General features: G+C 41.5%; 13 protein-coding genes. All 13 read right to left on the reverse strand.

What is annotated here, in order from left to right; all coding sequences use genetic code 11:
• Positions 1 to 90: 90 nt before the first annotated feature.
• The 13 genes from nuoI to QJ048_RS00290 all read right to left on the reverse strand — a co-directional run bounded on the left by nuoI (position 91) and on the right by QJ048_RS00290 (position 12,029).
• On the reverse strand, positions 91 to 633 hold the full coding sequence (gene nuoI, locus QJ048_RS00230; protein ID WP_282332276.1) for an NADH-quinone oxidoreductase subunit NuoI: 543 nt from the start codon (positions 631 to 633) through the stop codon (positions 91 to 93).
• A gap of 52 nt (positions 634 to 685) precedes the next feature.
• The gene (gene nuoH, locus QJ048_RS00235) at positions 686 to 1,750 is read right to left on the reverse strand and encodes an NADH-quinone oxidoreductase subunit NuoH (RefSeq protein WP_282332278.1); all 1,065 of its coding nucleotides are present in this window, start codon (positions 1,748 to 1,750) and stop codon (positions 686 to 688) included.
• Between the two features lie 203 nt (positions 1,751 to 1,953).
• On the reverse strand, positions 1,954 to 3,036 hold the full coding sequence (locus QJ048_RS00240; protein ID WP_282332280.1) for an NADH-quinone oxidoreductase subunit G: 1,083 nt from the start codon (positions 3,034 to 3,036) through the stop codon (positions 1,954 to 1,956).
• Between the two features lie 70 nt (positions 3,037 to 3,106).
• On the reverse strand, positions 3,107 to 3,520 hold the full coding sequence (locus QJ048_RS00245) for a four helix bundle protein (RefSeq protein ID WP_282332282.1): 414 nt from the start codon (positions 3,518 to 3,520) through the stop codon (positions 3,107 to 3,109).
• A 24-nt stretch (positions 3,521 to 3,544) separates the two neighbouring features.
• A complete protein-coding gene (gene nuoF, locus QJ048_RS00250; protein ID WP_282332284.1) occupies positions 3,545 to 4,897 on the reverse strand; it encodes an NADH-quinone oxidoreductase subunit NuoF in 1,353 nt (450 codons plus the stop codon).
• Positions 4,898 to 4,983: 86 nt separating this feature from the next.
• Entirely contained in the window at positions 4,984 to 5,481 is a 498-nt protein-coding gene (gene nuoE / locus QJ048_RS00255) for an NADH-quinone oxidoreductase subunit NuoE (RefSeq protein ID WP_282332286.1), read from the reverse strand.
• Positions 5,482 to 5,642: 161 nt separating this feature from the next.
• Positions 5,643 to 6,884, reverse strand: a complete 1,242-nt coding sequence (locus QJ048_RS00260; RefSeq protein ID WP_282332288.1) for an NADH-quinone oxidoreductase subunit D — start codon at positions 6,882 to 6,884, stop codon at positions 5,643 to 5,645.
• Positions 6,885 to 7,080: 196 nt separating this feature from the next.
• Positions 7,081 to 7,611, reverse strand: coding sequence for an NADH-quinone oxidoreductase subunit C (locus QJ048_RS00265; RefSeq protein ID WP_282332289.1), 531 nt, complete (start codon positions 7,609 to 7,611; stop codon positions 7,081 to 7,083).
• Positions 7,612 to 7,814: 203 nt separating this feature from the next.
• Positions 7,815 to 8,396 carry an NADH-quinone oxidoreductase subunit B gene (locus tag QJ048_RS00270; RefSeq protein WP_282332291.1) on the reverse strand — a complete coding sequence of 194 codons (582 nt, stop codon included), beginning with the start codon at positions 8,394 to 8,396 and terminating at the stop codon, positions 7,815 to 7,817.
• 102 nt (positions 8,397 to 8,498) lie between these two features.
• Positions 8,499 to 8,903: an NADH-quinone oxidoreductase subunit A gene (locus tag QJ048_RS00275; protein WP_282332292.1), complete on the reverse strand. Its 405-nt coding sequence runs from the start codon at positions 8,901 to 8,903 to the stop codon at positions 8,499 to 8,501.
• A 224-nt stretch (positions 8,904 to 9,127) separates the two neighbouring features.
• The gene (locus QJ048_RS00280) at positions 9,128 to 10,813 is read right to left on the reverse strand and encodes a tetratricopeptide repeat protein (protein ID WP_282332294.1); all 1,686 of its coding nucleotides are present in this window, start codon (positions 10,811 to 10,813) and stop codon (positions 9,128 to 9,130) included.
• A gap of 50 nt (positions 10,814 to 10,863) precedes the next feature.
• Entirely contained in the window at positions 10,864 to 11,799 is a 936-nt protein-coding gene (locus QJ048_RS00285) for a PstS family phosphate ABC transporter substrate-binding protein (protein ID WP_282332296.1), read from the reverse strand.
• Positions 11,796 to 12,029 carry a hypothetical protein gene (locus QJ048_RS00290; RefSeq protein WP_282332298.1) on the reverse strand — a complete coding sequence of 78 codons (234 nt, stop codon included), beginning with the start codon at positions 12,027 to 12,029 and terminating at the stop codon, positions 11,796 to 11,798. The genes QJ048_RS00285 and QJ048_RS00290 overlap by 4 nt, the downstream gene beginning before the upstream one ends.
• Between the last annotated feature and the right edge of the window lie 295 nt (positions 12,030 to 12,324).

The following is a 12,324-nucleotide window of genomic DNA, read 5'->3' on the forward strand; positions in this document are numbered from 1 at the left end:
ATTTCCTTTACGTAAATAAATTCTGTCGTATAACATTCAGGGAAGTACCGTTCTCACATTTTCAAATTTTCAAATTCCCTCATTTTCAAATTAACTCTTCTTCCTATCTCCCAAAGCCTTTGCATACAACTCAGGATCTTTGTTTGGATCAGGAATCAAAAGATCATCTTTCTTATATATAAATTGCGCTCTCGTAAGATTAGATGGAGTAAACGTCTGGCTCAGATAGATCGCATCTTTAGGGCAGGCTTCTTCACAAAGTCCACAGAAAATGCAACGCAACATATTGATCTCGTAGCGTGCCGCATATTTTTCTTCCCTGTATAAATGCTCTTCGCCTTTTTTTCTCTCAGCTGCCTCCATTGTAATGGCTTCAGCCGGACAAGCTACAGCGCAAAGTCCGCAGGCTGTACATCTTTCACGACCCTGTTCATCTCTGTTTAAAATGTGCAGACCGCGAAACACAGAACTGAATTCCCTTGTTTGTTCAGGGTATTTGATAGTAGGCTTTTTCCTAAAGAAGTGCTTAATGGTAATCATCATGCCTTTGGCAATTTCCCAGAGATAGATTTTCTCCAGAAACGTCATTGGCTTACGATCAACCGGTTTTACCCTGTTAGTTAATGATTGCATGATCTATAATTTCATACGCAACGATAATGCTGCGCAAATATATTTTTTTAAGTTAAAAATGCCAGTTGTTGTACTTTAATAATGCTACAACCGCCGTAATCACCATGTTTGCCAATGCTAATGGAATAAGGCCTTTCCAGCCCAGATTCATCAATTGGTCATAACGGAAGCGTGGCACTGTCCAACGGATCCACATGAAAATAAATATTCCAGTTATTACTTTCCCCATCAAAAAGAATACTTGCAAGAATGCGGCCCAGTTGCCCCATATGTCATATAAATGGGCATCATTTACAAACGGAATATCATACCCGCCCCAGTACAAAGTCGCCATGATGACACAGCTAATGAACATGTTCACGTATTCTGCGAACAGGTAAAAACCAAGTTTCATTGAAGAATACTCCTGGTGATAACCAAAGTTCAATTCGCTCTCAGCCTCAGGCAAGTCAAACGGCGTACGGTTACACTCAGCCAAAGCACACACGAGGAATATGATAAACCCTAGTGGTTGATACCAGATGTTCCAATGGCCGGTAGATTGTTGCTCTACGATTGTTCTTAAACTTAAAGTACCTGTTAGCATCAGCAATGCGATCAAAGAAAGACCCATTGCCAGTTCATAAGAAATCATCTGAGATGCACCGCGCAATGCAGCCATCAAAGAGAATTTGTTATTACTTGCCCAGCCACCGATCATAACTCCGTAAACTCCCAAACTCACCACACCAAACACATACAGAATACCAATGTTAATGTCTGCAATTTGCAAAGGCACTGTTCTGCCCATTATTTCAAGATGTCCGCCCCATGGAATAACGGCACTGGTCATCATTGCCGTTAACATCGCGAGGCCCGGTCCCATCACGAACAAAAACTTGTTGGAAGAATTAGGAATAATCTCTTCTTTCATGAAGAGTTTCATACCATCAGCCAGCGGTTGGAACATACCGCCAAAACCTGCTCTGTCCGGTCCAATACGATCCTGAATAAAGGCCGCGACCTTTCTTTCGCCCCATGTTTCATACATCGCAATTACGAGCGACGCAACAATCACGATAGAAATTAGTATCGCTTTCTCAATAATTAAAAACCAATCGAAAGATAAGAGTACCATAATCTTTTATTAAGTCAAAAGTCAAAAAATCAAAAGTCAAAATTTGGTCGCTGTTCGACTGTTTCGCTTTTTATTTCCAACTCATTTTATGTTATGACTGCTTTTGTAACCAGCGGTAGAATAAAATTGAACATCGTTGTGTCACACACTTCAGCGAATGTACTTTATTCGCCAACTCTCAACTTTCAATTCTCAACTTCCTTCTACTGCTTTTTAAAATCGTCCGAATGTGCCGGACCTTCTATCTCACTCAAATCCACATTGGGATCGTTTACACCACTTACCGTATGGATATCCATTAACAGTTGTGGCTTTCTTCCCATCACTTTATCGATTGTTTCAGCCGGTTTTGTAATGCCAACATAATGCCCTTGCGAAATCACAGAGTGACGGCTCACTTGAGTTGGACCTTCTATTGTCCAGTCGCTTACCTTCTTTCTTTCGAAACGACAAGTGTTACATATCCACTCTTCCACTTCACCCCACTCATCTTTGCGTGCCGTTACGCGGAACACTTCGTCACCACGCATCCACAAAGTTACTTTACCGCTGCACTTATCGCAACCGCAATGTGCATCCACCGGTTTAGTAAACCAAACACGGTTTTTAAAGCGGAAAGTTTTATCTGTCAACGCTCCTACCGGGCAAACGTCGATCACGTTTCCGATGAAATCATTGTCTAAAGCCTTCTCAATATAGGTAGCTATTTCGGCATGGTCGCCTCTGTCGAGTACGCCATGTACGCGTTTGTTAGTCAGTTGGTCGGCTGTGAACACGCAACGGTAGCACAGAATACAACGGGTCATGTGCAGTTGGATGTACGGGCCGAGATCATGTTTTTCAAATGTCCTTCTTGAAAACTCATAACGGGTGCCTGCTTTACCGTGCTCGTAGCTTAAGTCCTGCAAGTGACATTCACCGGCCTGATCGCAGACAGGGCAATCCAGTGGATGGTTCAACAACAAGAACTCTACCACACCTGCTCGTGCATCAATCACTCTTTCGCTGGTAATGTTCTTTACGATCATACCATCCATTACAGTGGTGCGGCAGCTTGCAACGAGTTTAGGCATTGGCCTTGGGTCAGCGGTAGAACCCGCAGCTACTTCTACAAGGCAAGTACGGCATTTACCACCACTGCCTTTCAGTTTGCTGTAATAGCACATGGCAGGGGGCGCCACATCACCGCCAATTTTACGTGCAGCATTCAGGATCGTAGTCCCCGGCTCCACTTCCACGGTGATGTTGTCAATTGTAACCTTAAAAAGTTTTTGTTCTTCAGCCATAATATGTCAATTCAAAATTCAAAAGTTAAAATTCAAAAGCTTCGCACTCTTTCCTCTTAGTTCCGAATTTTTACTTTTTACTTTCTTTCGAGTTAATAATAACGGAAGCTATGATCTTTGAAATTTCATTCGCTTCTTCGATCAGTTCATTGACCCTGTCTTTTTGAACTGTTATAGTATCCCTTATTAAACACAGCCAATATTTAGTTTCGTTGGCTGACTTTAATGCTATAGAATAATAATTCTGCCAATCCTTTTTTGTGCTTCCCGCCTTCCCTTCTATAACATTCGCTCCAATAGAAGTTGCACTTCTCACCAATTGATTAAATAAAGAACTAAACACGTTTTCATACTCAAAGTCTTTTACAAAAAGTATGACCTCCTTCGAAAAATAAAAACATCTATGTCGGATATTATAGGGCTTACTATCTTCCTCTGACAATCCACTCAATATTTCATCGCTCCTATACTCGGGAATCTCCAACTTTTGACTTTTTAATTTTGACTTTTAACTTACTACAACCTCGCGGGCATCCGCATAGTGTGCCAGCCCGTAATTTTGCGTGAGGCAAAGTTCTGGATTGTTTACATGCCACTCAAACTCGTCTCTGAAATGTCTTATCGCGGCAGCTACTGGCCATGCGGCGGCGTCGCCGAGTGGGCAGATGGTGTTGCCTTCGATCTTTCTTTGGATGTCCCAGAGAAGATCGATGTCGCTCATTTTGCCTTTGCCGGTTTCGATGTTCTTAAGAATTTTTTCCATCCAGCCTGTTCCTTCGCGGCACGGAGAACACTGTCCGCAGCTTTCATGACGATAGAAGCGAGCTAATGTCAATGTATGTTTTACCACGCACTGATCTTCGTCCAGCACGATGAATCCACCGGACCCCATCATCGAACCGGTAGCAAAGCCACCGTCGCTGAGACTTTCGTAGTTCATCATTCTTTGTTCGCCTTTCGCTGTCTTGAACAACAGGTTAGCAGGCAAGATAGGAACGGAAGATCCGCCCGGGATACAAGCTTTTAATCTTTTTCCGTTTGGAATTCCACCACAATATTCGTCGCTGTATACAAATTCTTCCACGCTGATGGTCATATCAATTTCATAAACACCAGGTTTGTTGATATTACCGCAGGCAGAGATCAATTTTGTTCCGGTTGATTTACCAACACCAATTTTCGAATACTCTTCGCCACCCATATTGATGACCGGAACAACAGCAGCTAAAGTTTCTACGTTGTTCACTACGGTTGGTCTGTCCCACACGCCCTTCACGGCAGGGAACGGTGGCTTAATACGAGGGTTGCCGCGTTTCCCTTCCAGGCTCTCAATCAGTGCAGTTTCTTCACCACAGATATAAGCGCCTGCTCCACGTTGTACATAAATTTCACAATCGAAGCCACTGCCCTGTATATTTTTTCCCAACCAGCCATTTGCTTTTGCTTCATTGATTGCTTGTTCAAGAATATCAGGGATCCATGCGTATTCACCGCGGATATATATGTATGTTGCATTAGAGCCTAATGCAAAAGATGCTACGATCAATCCTTCTATTAAAAGATGCGGCAGGAATTCCATCAGGTACCTGTCTTTGAAGGTACCCGGCTCGCTCTCATCTGCATTACACACAAGGTGACGCGGAACGCCTTCTGGCTTGGCAATAAAGCTCCATTTCATACCTGCAGGGAAACCAGCACCACCACGACCGCGAAGTCCGCTCTTTTTCACTTCTTCCACGATATCGGCGGGAGACATTTTCAACGCCTTTTCCACGCTACGGTAACCACCTTCGCGACGGTAAACATCGTAATAACGAATTCCCTCAACATGTGCTTTGTCTAATAAAAGTTTTACTCCCATATCTGTAAAGCTTGCGCTTTTTAATAGTTCTGATCTGTTTTGTCGATGCGTAAATCTCTTTCCCGCTTAAATGCGACCGCGGTTCTTTAGTTGTTCGCGGCTGCGTTTCTTCTGCACTCGTCAATTATAGCGTCCACTTTTTCTTTTGTAAGATGTTCGCGATAATGTTTTCCAAGCTGCATCATCGGCGCGTAACCGCATGCCCCCAAACATTCTACTGTTTTCAACGTAAACAAACCATCAGAAGTTGTTTCGCCTACTTTAATGCCCAGCTTCTGTTTGATATATTCTATAATGTCCTCACTTCCACGCACCATGCAGGGGCCGGTTTGGCAAACTTCAAACATATATTTGCCAACAGGTTTTGTATTGTACATGCTGTAGAAAGTGGCCACCTCGTACACTTCAATTGGTTCGATCTGCAACAGGCCCGCAACATAATCCATCGTTTCTGAACTGAGCCAGCCGAATTGCTCCTGAGCCAAATGCAACACAGGCAGCAATGCACTCTTTTGTTTCCCATCCGGATAACGTGCAATGATCTCTTTTACTTTCGCCAGCCTCTCTTCTGTAAATTGTGCCATGTTAATTTGAAAATTTTAAGATTTGAAAATTTGAAAATGACTGATACAGTCAGGTTTTCTTCATTTCAAACTCAAATATTTTAATAATTGAAAGCTATTTATTCATTGGGCGATTTGCAACTTCATTTTCAAATTTTCAAATCACCACATTTTCAAATTGCTTAAGCATCCATCTCCCCTGCAATCAGGTTCAATGAACTCATTGTGATAACCGCGTCTGATAACATTCCTCCGCTTGTCAATTCAGAATAGGCCTGGTAATAAATAAAACAAGGTCTTCTGAAATGCAGGCGGTACGGAGTTCTTCCACCATCGCTGATCAAATAGAATCCCAATTCTCCATTTCCACCTTCAACGCTGTGATAAACTTCACCTTTAGGGATTTCCGTTTCACCCATCACTATTTTAAAGTGCCAGATGAGCGCTTCCATTTTGGTATAAACGTCTTCCTTTTTAGGAAGATAATATTCAGGAACATCGGCATGATACACTTCCGCATCCTTGCCTTTGAACTGTTTTACTTTCGCATAAGCCTGTTCGATAATTCTGAGCGATTGCCACATCTCCTGGTTTCTCACAAGGAAACGATCGTAGCAGTCACCTGTTGAACCCACCGGTACTTCAAATTCAAAATCTTCGTAACTGCTGTATGGTGTGTGAACGCGAACGTCGTAGTCAACACCGGCTGCTCTTAAATTAGGTCCTGTAAAACCGTAGTTCAGGGCTCTGTCAGCACCAATAGGCCCTGCGCCAATCAAACGCTCCATGAAGATCCTGTTGCGGTTGAAAAGGTTTTCAAACTCTTTCAGCACTGCGGGATACTCGGCCAGGAATTTTTCCAGTTTAGCAAATGCTATATCATTAAAGTTTCTTTCGAAACCGCCGATGCGGCCAATGTTTGTTGTAAGACGCGATCCGCAAACCTCTTCGTAAATTTCATAGATCAGCTCACGGTATTGCATCACGTAAAGGAAACCAGTAAATGCACCGGCGTCAACACCCACGATTGAGTTACAGATCAGGTGATCAGAAATGCGGGCCAATTCCATGATGATGATGCGCAGGTACTCGACGCGCTTTGGAAGTGTAATGCCCAACAGTTTCTCAACTGTCATGTGCCAGCCCATGTTGTTGATAGGCGAAGAACAATAGTTGAGCCTGTCCGTAAGTGGAGTGATCTGGTAAAGCGGACGTCTTTCTGCAATTTTCTCAAAAGCCCTGTGGATATATCCAACAGTTTGCTCTGAAGAAACAATGCGTTCGCCATCTACTTCCAAAATATTTTGGAACACACCGTGCGTAGCCGGGTGCGTAGGACCAAGATTAAGCGTTGTAGTCGTCTTTTCTATGGACCCATCCGGAAGTACAATGTGCGGATCTTTTATATGTTGCAATTCTGACATAGAATCAATTAGGTAATTTGAAAATTTGAAAATTTGAAAATTGGGAATACCGCATTTCAAACCTCCCCTACTTTATGTTACATTTTCTTTTTGAAAAATTGGATAATGGGACAATCATTTTCCCCGCCTGCCGTCTATTGATCGGTCTGAATGAATTTCGTCGGGCAGGAAATTGCCACATTTTCAAATTTTCAAATTAAATCACACTTCCCCCGCGTCCGAACATCTCATCATCCTTGTCAACTCTGGATTGATCTTCCAGCGGGTATTGTTTAAGCATCGGGTAGTAGTCCATTTCCTCTACGTTCATTATACGTTTAAGATTTGGATGGCCCACGAAATTGATACCGTAGAAATCGAACGTTTCTCTTTCCAGCCAGTTGGCTGCTTCAAACAATTTTGTTGCTGTATAGATGTCTGCCGTGTAAGCAGCACCAGCTTCATTTATTGGTGAAAATACTTTGAAACGGATACGTACATTATCAACGAGGTTGTGTAGCAGGTACACAATGGCGAGCTCTCTTCCTTTGTTGTCCGGATAATGTACAGCGCAGAGGTCTGTCAGAAAACGGAACTTCAAATGCTCATCATCGTACAGGAATTGCAGCACTTTCAGGTTCATTTCCTTTGGTGCTTCAAAAGTCAACATTCCATACGGTGATTCAAAACCTGTAACAGCTTCTCCGAATTTCTCTATCAGCCTTTGTTTTATATAATCTTGATCCATGAGATAACTCAAAATTTGAAAATTTGAAAATTTGAGAATTTGAAAATGTGCTTGACATTCAAAGGCCAAATCTCTTATTCTGTTATTTCTCTATTCTTAAATTCTTAGCGTGTCTATCTTAAATGAGGCAGGATTCTTTCCGTAGCATTTTCAAATTTTCAAATTCTCAAATTGCCACATTCGCCCGTTGCCACATTTTTAAATTATTGAATACCATAACCATTCAGCAATGCCTTGTACTGGTCGCCGTTGCGGCGGCGTATGCTTTCCTTTCCTACCAGATCCTGCACTTTCATAAACCCATCCAGAATAGCTTCCGGTCTTGGAGGACAACCGGGAACATAAACGTCTACCGGAATGATCTGATCGATACCCTGCAACACGCTGTAGGAGTCAAAAATACCGCCAGAACATGCGCAAGCGCCTACTGCCATTACCCATCTGGGCTCTGCCATTTGTAGGTAAACCTGTTTTACAATTGGTCCCATTTTCTTCGCAATCGTTCCCATAACCATCAATAAATCACACTGGCGCGGAGAGAATCCAACTCTTTCAGCACCGAAGCGGGCAAGGTCATAATGAGAAGCCATGGTCGCCATGAATTCGATTCCGCAACAAGATGTAGCGAATGGTAATGGCCAAAGTGAATTTTTTCTTCCCAAACCTACAACGTCACTCAATTTAGTAGTAAAGAAGCCTTCACCGGTAAAGCCGGCAGGGGCATCAACTATATTTATAGGCTTACCACCTTCATTTTTCACATTAAACGAAACAGGACGAGACATAATATTTTTCTTTTTAAGGCACTGCTTGGTTAACAAACAGGCTCTCTTTTAGTTGTAATTTCAAAATCAGCTAATTAACACCAAACCGGTATTAATTATTGCTTAATCTTCCCAGGTAAGGGCTCCTTTTTTTATAATATAAATGAACCCAAGAATAAAGAAGGCCACAAACATCAATACAGCACCTAAACCGTGCCAGCCAAGTTCCTTGAAATTTACTGCATAGGGATAGAAGAAAATAACTTCCACATCAAACAACACGAAGAGAATAGCAACCAGAAAGTATTTAATAGCCATTGGCTGACGGGCGTTTCCCACACTTTCAATACCACTCTCAAATGTAGCGAGCTTATCACTAGTGTTACGTCTTGGCCCCAGGAAGTTGGCGATACCTAATGTACCCGCCACAAAAAGAGCAGCGAATATCAGTTGCAATGCAATAGGGATGTAGTTGGCAGAGGTATTGGCAACTACAGGAGTACTTACTTGCAAAAGGAACAAGTTCATAATGAGAAGATTGCTTAAAGCGCAAAAATAGGTTAGCCAATGATATAAACCTCAATAAAATGAAATTATCTACCTGATTATTATCACCGGCTAAGTCGAAAGCGTTTTTTACCCTATTTCAGATTAGAAAAACTTGGGAAAGCACTTAGTCAGCGAAGGTTTTTGAAAAACAAAAAACTGCCCCGAAGGACAGTTTTTCTATTTTATAGAAAGAAGATGATAATCTACTTTGCGGTATGCCCGTCAGCACTCTTAGTTGAAGTACCGGAGTTGCCGGTTGCTCTGCGCGGAGCCGGTGCTGGTTGTTTAGCCGGCTTTTTCAATTTTTCGATGATTTGAGTAGCGTCGGTGTTAGTTGGATCAAGCGCTACCACTTGTTGCAAATAACCGATCGCTGCATCTTTATCTTTTTTGATATCGTTTGAATAAGAAGCCATGTAATAAAGAGACTGAATGATCAAGCTCTTCATTTTTACTGAATCTGTCTTCTTTGCCACTTCGATAAATTTCAGATAATCAGGAACAGCCAATCCTTTTTCCATTGTAGTGTCTACAGCTGCATAAGAACGTGCGGACCACAGATAACCATAGATTTCCTCAGGATACAATTCTTTATATTTTCCGAAAACAGCTATTGAAGAATCATATACTTTCGCCTGATAGTAAGCATATCCGTAGTTGTACAAGTCCGTTTTTGTAGACTTAGGATCAGTATAATAGATTTTACCCAACCATTTTGCTTCTTCTGCTCTGTTGCCCAATTTCTTAGACAGGGCAGCTGCACTGTTCATCAGCTCTATTTTTTCAGTTCTGGAAGTATCTGCATTTATGGCCTGCTCATAAGCCTGAAGTGCTTGTGTTTCGTTTCCAGGGAATTTGCTCAACAACTCAGCCTTGAAAGCGTAGTCTTTCGGCACGAAATTTTCGGCTTTTTGTTTTGCGAAATATTGATCCAGATAGTTTTTAGCATTTGTTGAATCTTTTTTCGCATCATAAGCGTAAGCGATCAGTTTGTAATAACGTGGATCTGCTTTGTCGCCTTGAGAGTTGATATATCCTTTTGCAGTATTGATTGCATCATCATAATTGCCTGAAGCGAAAATGATACTTGTTTTTTCGTAATCATTGCTAGGATTAGGATCAGACACTGCCATAAATCTCTCATAAAATTCTTTTGCTTTGTTGATATCACGGTTGAACCAATAGTAGTACAACTCATAATATGCCGGAGCAAAACCTGGATCCATTTGCACTGATTGCTCCAATGCAGGAAGGAATATGTCTTTGTTTCCTTGTGTCATATACAGTTTCGCAATTCTGTATTCGGCACCTGCATATTTTGGATCTATGTTCAATGCTTTCTGATAAGATTGAACCGCACTACCGCCGTCGCCTAATTTGCGGTAAGCATCCCCAATTACTGTCCAAACTTCAGGACTTTTGAAGTCTTTAGCCTGCGTAATTGGAGTCAGTTTTTCAATTACAAACTGGGCATCTCCTGTTTTGGAATCTACGATAGCATGGCCAATTGCAGCCATGATATTTACGTCTTTATTTTTAGTAAGGTTAAGTGCAGTTTCAAAACGCTGGCGAGCATCGTCTTTTTTACCTTCGTTCAATTCAATCTGCCCCATGCCCACTAGCATTGCCGGTGCATTGTTGCTGGTTGTCAGGCCTTTTTGATACAGGGCTTTTGCTCCTGCAGTATCTTTCAATTCAAGCAATGTTTGACCCAACCAATAGGTAGCAATCACATCGTTAGGGTTTGAAGCCAGTGCTTTTTCAAATTCGGCTTTAGCGCTGTTGAACCTTTCATAGTAATAGAACTTCTTGCCTTGTTCAACTTGCGCAAACAAAGAAGTAACGGACATAACCGCTGCCACTGCAATGCTTAAGGTAATTTTCTTCATTGTTTTTTTTTCTGATTTACTAAATATAGTTTTTATTGTAAGTCTATTTTTTACATTCCCGCGTCGCGCACAATGAACTGCATCTTTGCAGGCCACAGGTACGCTCTTTGGAAAATCAATTGTCCTCTTTCGTACATCATAAAATTTGCAAACCCGCTTCCAAGACCATCATAATTTTCCTTCAGCACATAGTACAAACCACGTACCATTGGATAGCGTCTCATCGCAATATTTGCTTGGTAAGGCTTTACATACGTTTCCTGCGGACATATACCGCAACGAACGGATGCTATTCTAACTTTTTTCAAAAAACTAACCTGAGTTGTGTCCTCCGGATTTCCAATCCAACTTACACCAATGAAACCAATAGCATCAGGATTATTAGATACGTAGTCTATCACGCCCTGGCTGGTTGTAGCTGCTGTAACATTTTTTCCGATGGGCTGCCCCTGCAAGATAGAGTCCATTGCATAACGAACTGTACTTGTTGCAGAAAGCCCGTCCAAAACCGGTCTCAATTTGTAGCCGCTTGTGCCTTTTAAAATTGACCTTACGTCGGTCATGTCAAAGACTGAATCTTTTGCCTGGTTGTTTACGATCAATGCGACAGCGTCATAGGCAATTTTTCCCTGGAGTGGTGAGGCCTTTTCCTTATTTGTCAAAAGTTCTACTTCCTTATCCGTCAATCCCCTGGTAATAATAACCATCCTTACGCTATCATTATTCAGATCCTTCAAACATTCAGCTTCCGGCTTGTAATGAGCTATTATTTTTGCGTCTTTATAGGAAGCCTCAAATACTTTGATTTGAGAATCAATTACCGGTTTAAAGCTTTCATCAACGCTTATATTAATTGTTCCCGAAATGGTCGTATCTCCAAAAGGTTTTTGCGTACCGTTGTTGCAACCCGCAAGCACACTTACGAAAAAAACAACCACCCAGGTTGAAATAAATTTAATTCTTCCAGAGACAATATTTAATCTCATTTGAAATAGTTCTTTTGATAACCCCGATAAATGCGCCAACCTCCGTAAATGATACACATTGCTGCGAAAAAATATTTTAAAAAAGGTTCAATTGAAAAATAAAAACCGAGTTTTTCTGCAAATACTAAAAAAATTCCGAAACAAAAGATGATCACGCCTCTTCCATAGTCTCCAATGGCCCTCATCATGCTATAGTTTTTCTCTTTCCTCTCCCGAAAGTTATCTTCCATATGACCCTATTTTAAATAGAATGGGGCAAGATAATAAAAACATGTCTTTTTCGAACGCTAATTCTTCAAACTCTTTTACATTTTTCAATTTTACGTTTCTTCTTTTAAATTTTACCATTTCTCATTGTGTCCCATTCTGTTAAGTGGAATTTTCGTGGTTAAATTATATTAAAAAAATACGCAATCAAACGATCGCTACGCTAACTTCAGATGTGTTATATTATTGTAAAAAACCATATCAGCTTATGTTTCAAATCCAGAAACGGCTATGCGGCCAGCAAGGAAACAAACTGCC

This window comes from Pinibacter soli, from assembly GCF_029961145.1.
In the GTDB taxonomy this organism is placed as follows: Bacteria; Bacteroidota; Bacteroidia; order Chitinophagales; family Chitinophagaceae; genus Pinibacter; species Pinibacter soli.

Coding starts and splice junctions, on each gene's coding strand:
- nuoH (WP_282332278.1), bottom strand. CDS start 1,750: ATGGTACTCTTATCTTTCGATTGGTTTTTAATTATTGAGAAAGCGATA.
- QJ048_RS00275 (WP_282332292.1), bottom strand. CDS start 8,903: ATGAACTTGTTCCTTTTGCAAGTAAGTACTCCTGTAGTTGCCAATACC.
- QJ048_RS00265 (WP_282332289.1), bottom strand. CDS start 7,611: ATGGATCAAGATTATATAAAACAAAGGCTGATAGAGAAATTCGGAGAA.
- QJ048_RS00270 (WP_282332291.1), bottom strand. CDS start 8,396: ATGTCTCGTCCTGTTTCGTTTAATGTGAAAAATGAAGGTGGTAAGCCT.
- nuoE (WP_282332286.1), bottom strand. CDS start 5,481: ATGGCACAATTTACAGAAGAGAGGCTGGCGAAAGTAAAAGAGATCATT.
- nuoF (WP_282332284.1), bottom strand. CDS start 4,897: ATGGGAGTAAAACTTTTATTAGACAAAGCACATGTTGAGGGAATTCGT.
- QJ048_RS00240 (WP_282332280.1), bottom strand. CDS start 3,036: ATGGCTGAAGAACAAAAACTTTTTAAGGTTACAATTGACAACATCACC.
- QJ048_RS00290 (WP_282332298.1), bottom strand. CDS start 12,029: ATGGAAGATAACTTTCGGGAGAGGAAAGAGAAAAACTATAGCATGATG.
- QJ048_RS00280 (WP_282332294.1), bottom strand. CDS start 10,813: ATGAAGAAAATTACCTTAAGCATTGCAGTGGCAGCGGTTATGTCCGTT.
- nuoI (WP_282332276.1), bottom strand. CDS start 633: ATGCAATCATTAACTAACAGGGTAAAACCGGTTGATCGTAAGCCAATG.
- QJ048_RS00260 (WP_282332288.1), bottom strand. CDS start 6,884: ATGTCAGAATTGCAACATATAAAAGATCCGCACATTGTACTTCCGGAT.
- QJ048_RS00285 (WP_282332296.1), bottom strand. CDS start 11,799: ATGAGATTAAATATTGTCTCTGGAAGAATTAAATTTATTTCAACCTGG.